Source organism: Agrobacterium sp. LAD9 (assembly GCF_003031125.1).
Lineage (GTDB): Bacteria > Pseudomonadota > Alphaproteobacteria > Rhizobiales > Rhizobiaceae > Agrobacterium > Agrobacterium radiobacter.
The window spans coordinates 190,809-207,949 of the sequence record NZ_PHGS01000013.1; the positions used below are offsets into that span (position 1 = coordinate 190,809).

General features: G+C 57.0%; 13 protein-coding genes. 7 read left to right on the forward strand and 6 right to left on the reverse strand.

From position 1 onward, the window contains the following. Positions 1-502: 502 nt before the first annotated feature. Genes pcaF through DA915_RS14700 form a run of 5 tightly spaced genes read right to left on the reverse strand, consistent with a single transcriptional unit; the run spans position 503 to position 6,454 of the window. Positions 503-1,708 (reverse strand): 3-oxoadipyl-CoA thiolase, encoded by a 1,206-nt coding sequence (gene pcaF / locus DA915_RS14680; protein ID WP_107676323.1) that lies wholly within the window; start codon positions 1,706-1,708, stop codon positions 503-505. 23 nt (positions 1,709-1,731) lie between these two features. Further along, a complete protein-coding gene (locus DA915_RS14685) occupies positions 1,732-2,664 on the reverse strand; it encodes an electron transfer flavoprotein subunit alpha/FixB family protein (protein WP_107676324.1) in 933 nt (310 codons plus the stop codon). Positions 2,665-2,691: 27 nt separating this feature from the next. Further along, the gene (locus DA915_RS14690) at positions 2,692-3,441 is read right to left on the reverse strand and encodes an electron transfer flavoprotein subunit beta/FixA family protein (RefSeq protein WP_107676325.1); all 750 of its coding nucleotides are present in this window, start codon (positions 3,439-3,441) and stop codon (positions 2,692-2,694) included. Continuing rightward, on the reverse strand, positions 3,438-4,898 hold the full coding sequence (locus DA915_RS14695; RefSeq protein WP_107676326.1) for an aldehyde dehydrogenase family protein: 1,461 nt from the start codon (positions 4,896-4,898) through the stop codon (positions 3,438-3,440). Before DA915_RS14695 ends, DA915_RS14690 begins: the two co-directional genes overlap by 4 nt. A gap of 11 nt (positions 4,899-4,909) precedes the next feature. After that, on the reverse strand, positions 4,910-6,454 hold the full coding sequence (locus DA915_RS14700) for an acetolactate synthase large subunit (RefSeq protein WP_107676327.1): 1,545 nt from the start codon (positions 6,452-6,454) through the stop codon (positions 4,910-4,912). Between the two features lie 168 nt (positions 6,455-6,622). On the opposite strand from DA915_RS14700, the gene DA915_RS14705 reads away from it, so the two are divergent. From DA915_RS14705 to DA915_RS14715, 3 genes are read left to right on the forward strand one after another with little or no spacing between them, the layout of a single operon-like run. Further along, positions 6,623-7,429: an IclR family transcriptional regulator gene (locus tag DA915_RS14705; RefSeq protein ID WP_107676328.1), complete on the forward strand. Its 807-nt coding sequence runs from the start codon at positions 6,623-6,625 to the stop codon at positions 7,427-7,429. A gap of 15 nt (positions 7,430-7,444) precedes the next feature. After that, positions 7,445-8,602 (forward strand): acyl-CoA dehydrogenase family protein, encoded by a 1,158-nt coding sequence (locus tag DA915_RS14710; protein ID WP_107676329.1) that lies wholly within the window; start codon positions 7,445-7,447, stop codon positions 8,600-8,602. Between the two features lie 53 nt (positions 8,603-8,655). After that, positions 8,656-10,644, forward strand: a complete 1,989-nt coding sequence (locus tag DA915_RS14715) for a 3-hydroxyacyl-CoA dehydrogenase NAD-binding domain-containing protein (RefSeq protein ID WP_107676330.1) — start codon at positions 8,656-8,658, stop codon at positions 10,642-10,644. A gap of 284 nt (positions 10,645-10,928) precedes the next feature. Here DA915_RS14715 and DA915_RS14720 read toward each other — a convergent pair whose 3' ends face one another. Further along, a complete protein-coding gene (locus DA915_RS14720; protein WP_107676331.1) occupies positions 10,929-12,326 on the reverse strand; it encodes an L-serine ammonia-lyase in 1,398 nt (465 codons plus the stop codon). A gap of 571 nt (positions 12,327-12,897) precedes the next feature. Between DA915_RS14720 and DA915_RS14725 the strand changes: the two genes are divergently transcribed. The 4 genes from DA915_RS14725 to DA915_RS14740 all read left to right on the forward strand — a co-directional run bounded on the left by DA915_RS14725 (position 12,898) and on the right by DA915_RS14740 (position 17,005). Further along, entirely contained in the window at positions 12,898-13,989 is a 1,092-nt protein-coding gene (locus tag DA915_RS14725) for an extracellular solute-binding protein (protein WP_192886528.1), read from the forward strand. Positions 13,990-14,085: 96 nt separating this feature from the next. Further along, positions 14,086-15,228: an ABC transporter ATP-binding protein gene (locus tag DA915_RS14730; protein ID WP_107676333.1), complete on the forward strand. Its 1,143-nt coding sequence runs from the start codon at positions 14,086-14,088 to the stop codon at positions 15,226-15,228. Continuing rightward, positions 15,221-16,132, forward strand: coding sequence for an ABC transporter permease (locus DA915_RS14735; protein ID WP_107676334.1), 912 nt, complete (start codon positions 15,221-15,223; stop codon positions 16,130-16,132). Before DA915_RS14730 ends, DA915_RS14735 begins: the two co-directional genes overlap by 8 nt. 9 nt (positions 16,133-16,141) lie before the next feature. Then, entirely contained in the window at positions 16,142-17,005 is an 864-nt protein-coding gene (locus DA915_RS14740; protein ID WP_107676335.1) for an ABC transporter permease, read from the forward strand. Positions 17,006-17,141: the final 136 nt, after the last annotated feature.

Genomic DNA, 17,141 nt, shown 5'->3' on the forward strand with positions numbered 1-17,141 from the left:
TTGGCCGGCAGTCCTCACAGGTCACCATTTAAGCACTCCATTCACCTCACGTAGCCTTCGGCGGCTGCAATTAATCAGATTTAAATCCGATTTTGGCGAGGTGACTGAGGTTGTTGCATGCTGAGCGAACTTGCGCAAGCCTACGTCATACCGTCGCTTGCTCATGGTTATATATTTGAACGGCGCTTGATGGGCAGAGACGATGATGGAGAACAGGCTGGAGTTTCGGCAAAGTGTGCGTCAACCAGCATTTATCATTCGCCAGTGCGGTGCCCTTACAGATTGCGTTGGCGGAAAGGCTCAAACGCCGCCGCTGTTCGCCGAAGTGGCGGGCACCTTCGCAGCGTGGGGAACTTACGCAATTTGGAATCATAGCCAGACGCTCATGGACCTAGTTTGGGCCAATCCCTTGGCCGTACTAGGTCACACAGGCATGGCACCACATCCCAACACGCAAGGCGACGCGCAAATTTCTTGGGAAAAGCAATTCACTTTTGAGAACTCACGCGCGCTCCAGCGCGATCGCGATCCCCTGCCCGACACCGATGCACATGGTCGATAATGCATAGCGGCCGCCGGTCAGCTTGAGTTCAAGGGCGGCCGTGCCGGTGATGCGGGCGCCGGACATACCGAGCGGGTGGCCAAGCGCAATGGCGCCACCGTTGCGGTTGACGCGTGCATCCTCATCGGCGATGCCGAGTTCGCGAAGGATGGCCAGACCTTGGCTGGCGAAGGCTTCGTTGAGCTCGATCACATCGAACTGCTCCTGCGTCATGTCCAGCCGCGCCATCAGCTTTTGCGACGCGGGAACCGGGCCGATGCCCATGATGCGCGGTGGAACACCTGCGGCTGCACCGCCCATGATGCGGGCGATCGGCGTGAGGCCGTGTTTCTTCAATGCGGCTTCCGAGGCGATGATCAGAGTGGCAGCGCCATCGTTGACGCCGGAGGCATTGCCGGCGGTTACGGTGCCCCCCTCCTTTTTGAAGGGCGTGCCGAGCTTGGCGAGCGTTTCGATCGTGGTTGCCCGCGGGTGCTCGTCCCTGTCGATGGTGATGGGATCACCCTTGCGCTGCGGGATGACGACCGGCGTGATTTCTTGGCCGAGACGTCCGTTGTCCTGGGCGGCGGCGGCCTTGTTCTGGGAGCGGACGGCGAAGGCGTCCTGGTCCGTCCGGCTCACCTTGTAATCCTCGGCGACATTTTCTCCGGTTTCGGGCATGGAATCAACGCCGTATTGGTGCTTCATCAACGGATTGATGAAGCGCCAGCCGATCGTCGTATCGTGGATCTCGGCGGCGCGGGAAAAGGCAGTTTCGGCCTTGGGCATGACGAAGGGCGCCCGCGACATGCTTTCCACGCCCCCGGCAATCATCAGTTCGGCCTCGCCCGCGCGGATGGCGCGCGCGGCAGCGATGACGGCATCCATGCCGGAGCCGCACAGTCGGTTGATGGTCGTACCGGACACTTCCAAGGGCATACCGGCGAGCAGCAATGACATGCGCGCGACGTTGCGATTGTCTTCGCCCGCCTGATTGGCACAGCCGAAAATCACATCATCCACCGCGTGCCAATCAACGGAGGCATTGCGTTGCATCAGCGCCTTGAGCGGAATGGCTCCCAGATCATCGGCCCTGACAGAAGAGAGCGAACCACCGAAGCGGCCAATCGGCGTGCGGATATAGTCGCAGATGAAAGCCTCGGTCATTGCGGAACGCTCCTGGGTGTGGCTCAGAGCGCTTTCTGCAACTCTGGTAGAACCTCGAACAGATCGGCCACGAGGCCGTAGTCTGCGATCTGGAAGATCGGGGCTTCCTCGTCCTTGTTGATGGCCACGATGACTTTCGAGTCCTTCATGCCGGCAAGGTGCTGGATGGCGCCGGAGATGCCGACAGCGATGTACAGCTGCGGGGCGACGACCTTGCCGGTCTGGCCGACCTGCCAGTCGTTGGGGGCATAGCCCGCATCGACGGCTGCGCGCGATGCGCCGACGGCGGCACCGAGCTTGTCGGCCACCGGCAGGATGACCTCCTGGAATTTCTCCGACGAGCCGAGTGCGCGGCCGCCGGAGATGATGATCTTGGCAGACGTCAGTTCCGGCCGATCAGACGAGGAAAGCTGGTTGGAGACGAATGTGGAGAGCCCGGAAGAAAAAGCCGCCGTCGAGGCTGCCTCGACGGCGGCAAGTGGGCCTTGGGAGGCCAGGGAAAAGGAGGCGGTGCGCACAGTGATCACCTTCTTGGCCTCGGTCGTCTGCACCGTCTGGATTGCGTTGCCGGCATAGATCGGCCGCTTGAACGTGTCGGCCGAGATCACTTCGGTGATTTCCGAGATCTGCGCAATGTCGAGCAGGGCTGCGACGCGCGGCAGCACGTTCTTGCCGACCGAGGTAGCGGCCGAAATGATGGTGTCGTAGGAACCGGCGAGCGATACGATCAGCGCTGCGAGCGGCTCTGCGAGATTGTTGGCAAGGTCGTCGCCTTCGGCGAGCAACACCTTGGACACGCCGGAGAGCTTTGCTGCTGCATCGGCCGCGGCCTTGGCGCCCTTGCCGGCGACCAGCACATGCACGTCGCCGCCGATCTGGCTTGCGGCCGTCAGTGTCTTGGCGGTCTGGTCGGACAGCGTTGCGTTGTCGTGATCTGCCAGAAGAAGAATGGCCATGATGTTAGTCTCCCTTTTCCTGGACCCTTAGAGTACGCCGGCTTCGTTTTTCAGCTTGTCGACCAATTCGGCGACCGTCTTGACTTTGATGCCGGCCTTGCGGCCCGACGGCTCCTCGGTCTTCAGCACCTTGAGGCGGGCAGCAGTGTCGACGCCGAAATCGGCCGGGGTCTTCTTGTCGAGCGGCTTCTTCTTCGCCTTCATGATGTTCGGCAGCGAGGCATAGCGCGGCTCGTTGAGGCGCAGGTCGGTGGTGACGACCGCCGGCAGCTTGATCTCGATGGTCTGCAGGCCGCCATCGACTTCGCGGGTGACCGCTGCCTTGCCGTCGCCGATCTCGATCTTCGAGGCAAACGTGCCCTGTGCCCAACCGAGCAGTGCCGAGAGCATCTGGCCGGTCTGGTTGGAATCGTCATCGATCGCCTGCTTGCCGACGATGATCAGGCCGGGCTGCTCAGCCTCGGCCACGCCCTTGATGATCTTGGCGACGGCCAAAGGTTCGACCGCATCGTCGGTCTCGACCAGGATCGCCCGGTCGGCGCCCATCGCCAGCGCCGTGCGCAGGGTTTCCTCGGCCTTGGCCGGGCCAACCGAGACGACGACCACTTCCGACGCCTTGCCGGCTTCCTTCAGACGCAGCGCCTCTTCGACGGAAATCTCGTCGAATGGGTTCATCGACATCTTCACATTGGCAAGCTCGACACCCGAACCATCCGGCTTCACCCGGATCTTCACGTTGAAGTCGACGACCCGCTTGACGGTGACCAGAACTTTCATGCGCCCACCCTATCCGCTTCAATGTTTGCCCAATCCGATACCGCCTTTGGCTCCAAGAACTCCTCGATGCCCCAGACACCGCCTTCACGGGCGCGCCCGGACGCCTTAACGCCGCCAAACGGCGCGCCGGCTCCGCGCGGCCTTCCGTTCATCTCAACCATGCCCGAACGTAGGCGCAGCGCCACTCTGTTGCGCTTCGCGCCATCTTGCGTCTGTACGTAGTTGCTCAGGCCATAGGGCGTGTCGTTTGCCAGCTGTATTGCGTGGTCTTCTGTATCAAACGCGGTCATACAAAGGACAGGCCCGAAGATTTCCTCTTGCGCGATTGTCATGCGGTTATCGACGTCCGCAAAAATCGTTGGACGGACAAAGTAGCCGCGATCGAAATTTGATGGCCGACCAAGCCCGCCAACGACAAGCCGTGCGCCTTCATCGATGCCTTTTTGAATGAGTTCCTGAACCTTCTGAAACTGCGCCGCCGAGGCCAAGGGGCCGATATGCTTGCCACGTTGAGAAGGCAGGCCGACCTCCACTTCTTCTGCCGCCTTCTTGGCCGTTTCCACAGCTGCGTCATATACCGAACGCTCCACAAGCATTCGAGTTGGCGCGTTGCAGCTTTGACCCGTGTTGGTGAAGCAATGAAGCACACCCCGTTTGACTGCATCGGCGTCGGCGTCGGCGAAGACGATGTTCGCCCCCTTCCCGCCGAGCTCCAATGAAACGCGTTTGAGTGTTGGGGCGGCGGCCGTCGAAATCGCGATACCCGCGCGTGTCGAGCCGGTAAAACTAATCATCTCGACGTCTGGATGCTGGGAAAGATGTGCCCCGACGACCGCCCCATTCCCGTTGACAAGGTTGAAGACCCCCTTAGGAACGCGGGCTTCATCGATAAGCTCGGCAAACACAAGAGAGGAAAGTGGCGCAATCTCCGCTGGCTTTAGGACCATGGTGCAACCAGCCAAAAGTGCAGGGATCACCTTCAGCGTCACCTGGTTCATCGGCCAGTTCCATGGCGTAATCAAGCCAACGACGCCGATCGGGTCCATGATGATGCGATCATTGGGGGCATGCGGGCCAAGTGGCCTTTCGAATTCGAAGGTGCGAAAGGCGTTGATGAAATTCGTGATGTGAAACGCGCCGGCAGCGACATGGCGTTCGAGGGCAAGATCGACGGGGGCCCCCATCTCCAGGCTGATGGCGGCTGCGATGTCGGGTCCGCGACGCGTGTAGATCTCCAAAAGCCGCTCGACGAACGCCAGTCGATAGCCAGGATCGCTCGTTGACCAGTTGTCGAAGGCTCGCTTTGCAGCAGCTACCGCCCTGTCCACGTCAGCAACACCACCTGCCGCAAACATTGCGCTGGGCTCCTCGGTTGCCGGATTTGTAACTTGACGCAACTGCTGTTCAAGCGGCTCCACCCAGTTTCCATCGATGAAAATATGGCTTTTCGTGATCATTCCGATCCTCCTCAGATCATGAGCTCGATTAGAAATGGAGCGTTTTGGCGGAAGCTCTGCTGCATCAGGTCCGCACATTGCTCGAGGGTATTCGCACGAGCAGCCTCCACACCCATGCCGTTTGCCAAAGAAACCCAGTTCAGGTCAGGATTGGAAAGATCGAGCATGCTCATCGCCGTGGCTCCAGGCGTCGCACCGACGTTTTTGTATTCGCCGATGAGAATGTTGTATTTTCGATTGTTGAGGATGATGGTCGTATTCGGCAGCCGTTCCCTTGCCTGGGTCCAAAGAGATTGGAGGGAATACATTGCCGATCCATCAGCCTGCAAGCTGATGACGCGCCGGTTGCGCTCAGCCGCAATGGCTGCGCCAGTCGCAACTGGTAGCCCGTCGCCGATCGCTCCACCGGTCAGTTGCAGCCAATCGTGCGGCGGTGAGGCGTGCGTATAGCTATAGAAACTGCGCCCGAAAGACAGGCTTTCGTCCGAAACGATAGCGTTCTCGGGCATGAGCGCTGCCACGGTCTGTGCCAAACCCTCGGGGGTGGGCGCTCCCTGAGCGACATCCGGGCGAAGTCCAAGCTCCGGCGCGGTTACCACCGGTGCACCAAGTGCCTCGGCCAGGGCCAGGAGGGCCTCTTCAGGATCCTGATCCGGACGAGAGAGCACGTGAAACTCCGTGTTTCCGGCATATTGCACAGAGGGCTTGTCAGGATAAGCAAAGAACGAGACAGGCGGCCTGGCTCCGACGAGAACGATATTGCGGAAACGCTTCAGCAATTCGATTGCGTTGTCCGCATTGTAAGGTATGCGATCAAGCTTGAGACGTCCGTGTCCCCGCGAAATCCGCCCGTTCACATATTCGGCCATCAAGGCGCATCCGGTGGCCGCAGCCACACGCCAGGCAAGCATCTGACCCTTGGCGTGCACTGCGCGCCCGGCCAAGAGAAGAAGTGTATCTGCGGGGGAACTGCGGATGAGTCTGGCTACCGTATCCACTGCAAGGGTATCGATCGGAGGCGAGGCGATTGCATTGAGAGGCTCTACCACAACGCCACCGTCGTTCCAGGACATATCAGACGGAAGGATGAGGGTTGCGACATTACCTGATCCGGCTTTTGCTACCTGAATTGCCCTAGCTACATCCTGACCGACAGTCATCGCCGAAGTGCTCGTCTTAACCCAGTTTGATACGGTGCGGGCCATCGCGTCGGTGTCTGCCGTCAACGGTGCATCGAAAGGCCGGTGGAACGTTGCCTGATCCCCGACAATATTGACAATTCCACTTCGCGCTCGGCGTGCATTATGAAGATTGGCCATCCCGTTGGCGAGCCCGGGCCCGCAATGAAGAAGCGTACAAGCAGGCTTCTCGGCAATGCGGAAGTAACCATCTGCCATTCCAGTTACGATGTTCTCTTGCAACCCGAGGACACAGTGCATTCCCGGGATCTGATCGAGAGCGGCGACAAAATGCATCTCGCTTGTCCCAGGATTGGCAAAGCAAACCTCGACGCCGCCATTCAGCAATGTGCGGACGAGACTTTCAGCACCGTTCATTGAACTAACCTTCCCCCAAGATAATGAGCGAAGAGTTCCCTCCTCCGCCCATGGTTCAAATTCCGCTTATCGGAATTTAATTTCAATTCTTGACGCAGACCATAGTCAAGGCTATCGATGCTTTCAAGCAGTTTTTCCGCTTACGGGAACGAATTTGGGTAGCAAACGATGCGCAAGCGCCAGACGGCCATCGAGTTTGGTCCGAGAACACAAGACGACCATCGTTTCGTCGAGGCGTTGGCGCGGGGTCTGTCCGTCTTGCGTGCGTTTCGGCATGGCGACACGGATCTGTCGAACCAAGACTTCGTCGAAAGGACGGGGTTAGCAAAGGCAACTGTCTCACGCCTGACTTTTACGCTGACCCGTCTGGGCTACCTTTCCTACAGCCTTAAGACCGGTCGCTACCGGCTGGAAGCGCCTGTTATGGCACTCGGTTACACCTACCTTGCAGAGCTTGGCATCAAGAGGTTGGCGAAACCGCTCATGCAAGAACTCTCCGACTATGCGGGGTTGCCTGTCGCACTCGGCGCCCGAGATCACATGTCAATGATCTACGTCGAATGTTGCCGCAGTTCTGATGCCATAACCCTCTCCATCGAAGTTGGGGCCCATATCAAGATGGGAAGCAGTGCGCTTGGCCGGGCCTACATTGCAGGCCTCAGCCAGTCTGATCGCACGACCCTCCTGGAAGAGCTTTCCGAGCATGAAGGGGCCAACTGGTCCAGCGTCGAGGCAGGCATTTTGGAGGCTCTGGAAACATATAACAACCATGGCTACTGTCTGTCGGTAGGAAACTGGAAGAGAGACGTCAATTCCGTCGGTGTCCCGTATCGACCACCCGATGGCTCTCCTCCCCTCGCCTTCAACTGCGGAGGGGCGGCGTTTCTTCTGGACCAGAAAAAGCTCATCGATGACATCGCACCACGCCTCGTCGAGCTCGTGAAGCGTCTCGAAACCAGTCAACTTGCAATCTAGAAACGGAGCAGCCGCATGGCTATCGACGCGGAAACACTTGATCAGCTACTGGAAAATGTTGCGCGCTTCGTCCGCAATCGCTTGGTACCGTTCGAGGCCAAGGTTGCTGAGGACGATGCCGTTCCGGAAGATCTCAAACACGAGATGCGGGAGTTAGGACTCTTCGGCCTATCGATTCCGGAAGAGTATGGCGGTCTCGGCCTTAACATGGAGGAAGAGGTTCGCGTCGCTTTCGAACTCGGTCGAACGTCGCCGGCGTTTCGCTCACTGATTGGGACGAACAATGGCATCGGATCCCACGGCCTGATTATGGACGGCACGGAGGCGCAAAAGCAAAAATACCTGCCGCGCCTTGCCTCGGGAGAGCTGATTAGCTCGTTCGCATTGACCGAACCGGAGGCAGGCTCGGATGCCGCTTCATTACGAACGTCCGCCCGTCGCGACGGGGATAACTACGTCTTGAATGGAACGAAGCGCTTTATCACAAATGCGCCACATGCCGGCTTGTTCACGATTTTTGCCCGGACCGAAACGAGCGAACCGAAAGGCGCCATCACGGCCTTTCTCGTCGAGGCGGGAACGCCAGGGCTCTCCCTTGGTGCGATCGATAAAAAAATGGGCCAGCGCGGATCGCACACTTGCGATGTCATCCTTGACAATTGCAAGGTCTCCTCGGCGGCCGTGCTGGGCAGCAAGCCGGGCCAAGGGTTTCGAACAGCCATGAAGACCCTCGACAGAGGACGTCTGCACATCTCGGCAGTCTGCGTTGGTATGGCTGAAAGGTTGATTGCCGACAGCCTCGCGTATGCAATGGAACGCAAACAGTTTGGTCAGCCGATCGCAGAGTTTCAGTTGATCCAGGCAATGCTCGCCGATAGTCGCGCCGAAGCCTATGCGGCACGCTGCATGGTCATAGAGACCGCTAGAGCGAAAGATCGCGGCTCGTCCGTTACGATCGATGCTGCCTGCTCAAAGATGTTTGCGAGCGAGATGGTCGGCCGCGTTGCCGATCGGGCGGTGCAGATTTACGGAGGGGCGGGCTACATGGCCGACTATGGCATAGAGCGTTTTTATCGCGATGTACGCCTATTCCGAATTTACGAGGGCACGACGCAGATCCAGCAGCTGGTTATAGCGCGCAATATGATCAAAGCCCGGAAGGATGCGGCCTGAACACCGCCGATAGATCTTCCGACGCAAAGTCCAAGGTGGAGGAGGTACCCCTCATGAGCAACGAAATCCAACAGGCGTCGATCTTGACACGAACCGACGTCAACGGCGTCGCGGTCCTGACGATCGACAATCCGCCCGTGAACGCACTCTCTCAGGCGCTTCGAAACGCCCTCGTTCATCATATTCGCGAGGTTGGCAACGACAAATGCGTTGAGGCAGTCATCATTACCGGGACGAGCGGCAGGTTCATTGCCGGTGCCGACATTAAGGAGTTTAAAGGGCCAATTTTGGACCCTTCCCTTCCTGACGTACTCAAGGCGATCGAACAATTAGATAAGCCTGTCATAGCAGCGGTTGAAGGTGTGGCACTCGGCGGTGGCGCCGAATTGGCACTTGCATGCCATTATCGCTGCGCCACTGGCGATGCGAAATTCGGCTTTCCGGAGGTAAAACTCGGGATTATACCCGGCGCTGGCGGGATCCCCAGACTCCTGCGGCTTGTCGGCCCAAAGATTACCCTGGATCTTGTCGCGGGTGGCCGACCGATCGACTGCGAAACGGCCTTCGCATTTGGACTGGTAGATAAAATTATCGAACAGGCGGACAAGATCGGAGCCGCAATCGAGTATGCGCTCGAATGCGTGGGCAAGCCTTTGCGCCGGACCTCGCTTTTATCCGTAGCGACCTTTGATGCAGACGCCTTCAATGTACAGTGCGTGGCTTGGAGAAGCCGAGCCCGCGGTCAGGCCTCTGTCATCGCCGCGGTGGATGCTGTCGCCGACAGTTGGGATCGAGGTTTTGCGGAGGCAGACGCGCGTTGCCGTTTGGAATTCACGCGCCTTCGCACATCCGATCAGGCCAATGCACTTCGTCACTTGTTCTTTGCGGAACGACAGGCACAGCACGTGCCGGGCCTTGATAGCGTTCAGGCTGCTAACATAGCGTCTGTGGCTGTGGTAGGGGCCGGCACCATGGGCCGCGGTATTGCGGTGGCGTGCCTGATCGCCGGCTATTGTACTCTTCTCATCGACGTCGATGAGGAAGCCCTCCGTCGAGCAGCCCTCGCCATTGGTGTGGCCGTGGAGAAAACCATAAAGGACAAGGCTGGCAAGAGCGATAAGGCGAGTCAGATTTTGTCCCGGCTTTCAACGGCGCAAACGCTCCAAGATGCCAACAATTCGGATCTTATCGTAGAGGCGGTGTTTGAAGACATTGATGTAAAGTCATCCGTGCTTACGCAGATAGCGATGGCCGCACCCCCGCAAGCGACGATTTGCACCAATACGTCCTATCTTGATATCGATCAGCTCGCCGGGGCTGTTTCCTCCCCGGAACGTTTTATCGGCCTTCACTTTTTTGCTCCGGCTGAAATCATGAGGCTTGTTGAAGTAATCCGCGCAAAGACCTCAGGCGAGCAGGCGGTTGCCACTGGACTGCGCTTTGCGCGCTCGCTGTCGAAGATTCCTGTTCTCGCGGGAGTATGCGATGGCTTCATCGTCAATCGGATCCTTGCGGCTTATCGCCGGGAGATGGAGTATCTCTTGGAGGAAGGGGCTCTGCCACGTGAGATCGATGCCGCGCTAGAACGCTTCGGAATGGCAATGGGGCCCTTTGCCGTGGCTGATCTGTCCGGTCTTGACATCGCATGGGCGCGCCGCAAACGCTTGGCCCCGATGCGCGATCCGCAGGAGCGCTATGTAAAGATTGCTGATCAATTATGCGAGATGGGGCGTCTGGGTCGCAAAACCGGCGCGGGCTGGTATTCGTATGTCGACGGCACCCGCCAATTGGATCCCCTCGTCGAGGAACTTGTCGTCAACTCTTCTCGAGAGAAGGGCATTACCAGACAACCAATTTCCGAGGCAGAGATCGTGGACCGCGCCATCGGCTCGATGATCAGCGAGGCCCGGAAGATTCTCGCTGAGGGGATCGCGCTTCGTGCCTCCGACATCGATCTTGCGATTACGAATGGCCTGGGTTTTCCAGCGTGGCGAGGCGGACCGCTCTATTATGCGGATCGGATGGCGGAGAATCAAGGATAAGAACGTGTTGATGCGAGGTTGATGCAAGACTTCCGCGATACCCCGCCATCCATCCATTGTCATCGCGCAAACAGCGAACACGCAACAGGTCTGAACACGTGTCATGCCCCTCGCAGCGGCAGTTAACGATGTCGCGTTATCGTGGCGCCGCTTCGGCTTCTACTGTTCTGACGGGCTCTCTTGTTGCGCTGGGTTGGCGGCACTCGCCTGGCGGTCCTTATCCATGCCGTCATTGACCGGCGCACCCGAACCGACGTTATCCGCCGATCGGCAAGATGGAGCATTCAGCATTCCGTCACGTTCACAGCAAGGCCGCCAAGGCTTGTCTCCTTGTATCTGCTGTTCATATCCGCTCCGGTCTGACGCATTGTCTCAATGCAAATATCCAAGGGAACGATATGTCCTCCCTCAGATTTGAGGGCAAGCGAAGCTGCGGTGACCGCTTTAACTGCTCCGAAGGCGTTCCGCTCGATACACGGTACCTGCACGAGACCCGCGACAGGGTCGCACGTCATTCCAAGATGGTGTTCCAGCGCGATTTCGGCAGCATGTTCGATTTGCTCCGGCGAACCCCCGAGAGCTGCGGCAAGACCGGCAGCTGCCATTGCAGATGCCGATCCCACTTCACCCTGGCATCCGACCTCAGCACCGGAGATCGAAGCGTTCGACTTGATGATGCCGCCGATCGCGGAGGCTGTAAGAAGAAAGGTGTTGACGGCGTCCTGATTTGCGTCAGCATGAAATTCAACGAAATAGCGTAAAACTGCGGGAATGACGCCGGCCGCACCGTTGGTCGGGGCCGTCACAACCCGCCCGCCGGCCGCATTTTCCTCGTTGACCGCTATCGCGTAGAGCGACAGCCAATCATTGGCGAGAAGCGGATTGAACCGGTTGGTGTGTCGCTCGCGTGCGAGCTTTTCAAATAGAGAGGCCGCTCGTCTTTGTACGCGAAGTCCTCCTGGCAGGATGCCCTCGCCCCTCAAGCCCCTGTCGATACAGTTCGACATTACCGCCCAGATATGCTCCAGCCCCTTTTGAATCTGAACCGCTGTTCTCACCGTCTCCTCATTGGCATGCTTCATTTCGGCGATGGTAAACCCGCTCTGTCGCGCCATTTCAAGCATTTGCTTGGCAGATGCGAAGGGATAGGGAACCACGGGGCCGTGTTCGACCGGACCAGAGATTCGCCTCAACGCCAGTTCATGTTCATCGACGACAAATCCCCCGCCGACGGAATAGTAAACACGCCTGAGGACGAGGACCTCGCCATCATAGGCTTCAAAAGCGAGCCCGTTGGAGTGTCCGGGAAGCGGTGCGGTGCGATTGAAAACAATGTCCTTTGCCGGATCGAACCCATAGGCCGGATGGCCCGGCGGCGCGACGATCTTCTGAAGCTGCGTTTGGCTGATGACTGTATCGATCACGTCGAGATCGACACGGTCCGGTAAGTAACCGTTCAGCCCGAGTATGATGGCTTTGTCCGTGCCATGACCGATACCGGTAAACGCAAGCGACCCATGCAGGAATGTCTTCAGTGATGTTGGCTTGGCTGTCCTCGTTCGGGGCCATTCGGAACTTTGCAACTCGCCCAGGAATCTTCCCGCTGCAACCATCGGGCCAACCGTATGCGAGCTTGAAGGCCCGATACCAACCTTGAAAAGTTCAAATACCGACAAAAACAACGGTAACTTCCTTGCGATATGAGGGAAAGTGGGAGGGCTTGCTGGGCCAGAGTGTGTAGCGCAAAAGTAGATTAATATCTGAAAAAAGCAACGCAAGATATTCTTCTATACGGCCAAAGCGGGGTAACATCGTAGGTGCGAAGATTGAAAAATGTAGAAAAACTGATGTTAATAGGATTTACAAGAATGGCATCCTGTTTTAGAACGGGAATAAGAAACAAAAAAGGGGATGGCGATGTTTGCTGGCACGCCCGACGATGGAACTGGCTGTTTTGCCGGGTATGTTTGCACAGATAAAGCAGGCTGCTGACTGAAAAGCGCGGCAGAACAGGCTTTTTTCGACGACACCGACCGGCTGAGCAAAATTCTTGCGGATGAAAAATGTCCTGCAAATGGACCGTTTTGAAGCAATTGCCGATTTCATCGCGGAGAACCAAGGCCGAAAGGCCTTGTGAGGGTCACCCGGTCGTCACGGCCATCGGGGTTCCCAACGTGCGTTCACGGCGTTTCATACATTGCAGTTGGTTTCAAAAAGGGGAGCATGACCATGTCTGGATTGAATAGACGCCAAATGATGAAGCTGGTTGCCGGAGGTGCCGGTCTCCTTGCCGCGCCTGCTATTGTAAAAGATGCGTTCGCCTCGTCGGGAAGCTTAAACTATATGGGATGGGCCGGGTACGATGCCAGCGGCATTTTTGAGGCTTTTAAGAAAGCTACAGGGATCACCGTAGCACTCACGGAGAATCCTGACCAGGATGCGATGTTCGCGCAGTCAAAGCTTGCGGTTCCGACCGGCAGTGCCGATATAGCTGAACCCACATTTGACCGTTTCAGAAGTTGGGCAAGCAATGGCCTGATCGACCCTTGGAACCTGGATAAACTTTCTCTGTCGAACTACATCGACGGCATGCCCGGAGCAAAACCCGGGGATGAGAGCGAGATCGACGGAAAGCACTATTTTGTTCCGTCGGTATGGGGCACGGAAGGTCTGATCTTCAGCAAGGACGCCGCCCCACTAACCTATGGGGAGGCGAGCCTCGCTGATCTATTCGATGAAAAATATACCGGCCAAGTTGCCGTGCGCGCCCATTCCGCATTGGCTGCAATGGGGCGCGTTCTTGAAACCCAGGGCAAGTTGCCAAAGCCGTTCCGAGATAGCTATCGCGATGAGGCAACGATGCGGGAAGTCTGGGATGTGGTGCTTGCCGAAGCCCTGAAGCACAAGTCCAATATCGCCCAGTTTTGGGCGTCGGAGAACGATGCGCAAGGTGCTTTTCGAACGAATGGTTGCACCATCGGACTCGGCTGGGATTCGACCGCCGTAAACCTGTCGGGCGACAATTTTGGCTTCATTGCGCCAAAGGAAGGAGCCTTTGCCTGGTGTCAAGGCTTTCTGCTGATGAAGAATGCCAAGAACATCGACCAGGCCCATGAATGGGCAAAATGGATGTCTAGCCCCGAAGGGGCGGCCGCCTGGGCCTCTCTCTACAAGTCGAATTCTGCTGCCAAAGGAGCCGTCGATCATGTCGATCAAAGTGTTCGTGATTTCTATGCCGCCGCATATCCAGCGGATGCTGCATCGAAGCTTTGGTGGTGGCCGACCCAAGACGCATGGTTCGTGAAGCTTCGCAGTGAATATGCTGACAAATTCAAGGCAGCGTAAGACTTTTCCTGTAGCAGGCTGCCGATCGATGACGGAATCGGCAGCCAAGACATTGAACAGATCTGCTGATGCAGACAATCAATTGATGAGGCTTCCATGAGCGAGGGCGTAGAACTTTCCGGTGTTTGCGCAGATTTTGGCCATTTTCGCGCCGTCGACAACGTGTCTCTTTCTGTCAAGCCGGGAGAGTTCTTTTCATTTCTTGGGCCATCCGGGTGTGGAAAAACAACCATCCTTCGCATGATTTCCGGGTTCATTTCGCCAAGCCAGGGCCGTATCAGCATTGGGGGCCAGGACATGCGCGGGATTGGACCAAACCGCCGGCCGACCGCGCTTATTTTTCAGAACCTCGCGCTATTCCCGCTTATGACTGTTTGGGAAAACATCGCATTCGGGCTGGAAGTTCGCGGTATGGGTAAGAAAGAGCGCCGGGCAAAGGCCGAAGCGCTGCTAGAATTGGTTGAACTGCCCGACGCAGCAGACAAAGCTGTTGCGCAGTTATCAGGCGGACAAAAGCAGCGCATCGCGATTGCACGGGCTCTTGCAGTTGAACCTAAGGTCATGCTTCTCGATGAACCGCTGTCTGCCCTCGATCTAAAGATGCGCCAGCACATGAGAGCCGAGTTGCGATCAATCCAGAAGCGGACCAATGTCACGTTCATTTATATCACCCACGATCAGGGCGAAGCTCTAGCAATGTCGGATCGGGTTGCCGTGATGTCTCAGGGCCGCCTTCAGCAAGTCAACACGCCGCAGGAAGTTTACAACCACCCGGCAAACGGCTTCGTCGCATCGTTTGTCGGCGAAAACAACGTTTTCGCTGGCAATCTCATCGACATCACGGCCGGCATCGGAACGTTTCGCACAGACGCCGGACTGTTCAAGGCCAAAGTTGGAATGGGTGTGTCCGGGAGCGCCAACGTGAAACTTTATGTGCGCCCGGAAAATGCTGGACTTCAGCGTAAAGCGACCGGAAACAATTGTCTCGCTGTCACAGTTACCGATATTGCCTTTGAGGGCAACTTCGTCAACGTTTTCGCTGTTGACGCAGATGGCAAGAACCGCATCGTCCAGATGCGAAACGAGATTGGCCAGTCGGTTCCATCCCGTGGCGCCGAACTATATTTGGGATTCGATCCGGAGAAAGCGCTGGTATTGGCTGACCATGGAGAGGAGGATATTGGATCGGACGAAAGCGCCCGTGCCGGACCGGAGATCAAGGAGGCAGCCCATGGGTAATATCGTGGTGCGGTACGGCCGCGGAATGGCCGTCATTTGTACCGGCCTGACCGCATTCTGGCTCTTGGTGCTCGTGGTCTTCCCCAACCTGTTCCTCGTTGAACAATCGTTCAGGCCGTATCTGCCTGTGGAGCAGATCGGAGGTCCGAATGATGGCTATACACTTTCCAACTATCTGACTTTTTTGAACCCGTCAGCCACCAAGAGTGTGTTGTTTTTTGACCTTCCGATACACGTCTTTGTTTTCCTCCAGACTGTTTTTGTCAGTTGTATTGTGACGATCACGTCTTTCCTGCTTTGCTACCCAATGGCCTATTATCTCGCGAAAGTTGCCAAGCTGCGCGCGGTGCCGACCCTTTTGATGCTCCTGCTATTGCCTTTGTGGGTAAGCGAGATCCTGCGCAGCTTTGCCTGGTATATTATTCTTTCCTATGCCGGCCCCCTAAACGGGTTTCTGGGTGCGATCGGTCTTGTCAAAGTTCGATGGCTGACCGGTTACAATGGCGTCATCATCGGTCTTGTCTATACCAACATTCTGTTCATGCTCTTCCCAATTTATAATGCGATATCGACACTTGATATTAACCAGATCGAGGCGGCACGTGATATGGGCGCGCGATGGTTGCAGATACACCGACGCATCATTATTCCGCATGCTAAACCGGGAATAGCCTCTGGTTGTGTCATGGTGTTCATGATGTCTGCTGGCGCAGTCTTTGTGCCTATGCTGTTGGGATCGCCGACTTCGCGCTGGTTTACAGAGGTCATCCTCCAATGGATGTTTGAATCTCAGGACTGGCACACCGGATCTGCATATGCCTTCCTACTCCTTATCATCTGCACGATTTTCGTGTCGACGATGATGCGTCTATTCAAAGTCGGCCTTGCCGATATAGCGCGCTGAGGCCCCAAGATGAAAACCAGTGCAAGCCGACTACTTCTGAACTTCTACCTGTTCGTGTTCTTCGCCTTCATGTTGGCGCCGCTTGCTATCATGGGCGGCGGAGCTCTCAATGATTCCCGCTTCCCTTCAGTTTATCCTTGGAAAGGCTTTACCGATCGATGGTTCATCGATCTTTGGAATGATCAAAGGATGTGGGACTCTTCGTTCAACACGCTCATGGTCGCCTTGGCAGTGGTAATTTTGGCGGTCCCAATCGGCACAGCTGGCGCGATTGTGATTAATAGCCTTCAGGGTCGTGCGCGGTCGTTCCTCTATGGCATGATGGTTGCCCCTATCCTTACGCCGGGAGCTGTGATCGGTATTTCAACGCTCTTGTTCTGGAACGAGCTGAATGTCCCTGCTGGCCTCCATCTGTCTGTATTGGGCCAAGTCGCGTACATCTCTGCCTACGTAATGCTGCTGGTCTTTGCGCGCTTGCAGAGTTTTGATCGTGACCTGGAAGAGGCAGCTCTGGATCTCGGGGCGAGCCATTGGCAGGTCATCCGCCGGATTGTGGCGCCGCATCTTTACCCAGCCATCGGTGCTTCGGCTCTGGTCGCGTTTTTTCAGTCGCTGGAAAATTACAACGTCACGCTGTTTACGCGCGGTAATTCGGTAACTCTGACCGTTTATGTAGGGTCGAAGCTGCGCACCGGCTTTACACCTACGATCAATGCCATGGCGCTCATTCTTATCGTCATAACGATCTTTGGGGCAGTGGTTTATGAGATATTGCGGCGCCGTGAGGCACGATACAACGACTATTTGGACATGATGGCGCAGCGCGCCGAACGGGAGGCGCTTGCGCAAAAGCTCGGGACCGTGCGCGGGTAGTCCACAATATATGCGTAAGATCAATGCTTGTGTTTTCACCCCCAGGCGCGCAAGCGATCACTCCACTGACTGCGCGCAGCGTCGAACGGGGGAGCAGCGAGGCGTCAAGAACGTGTGTCGCCGCGGAAAGGAATCA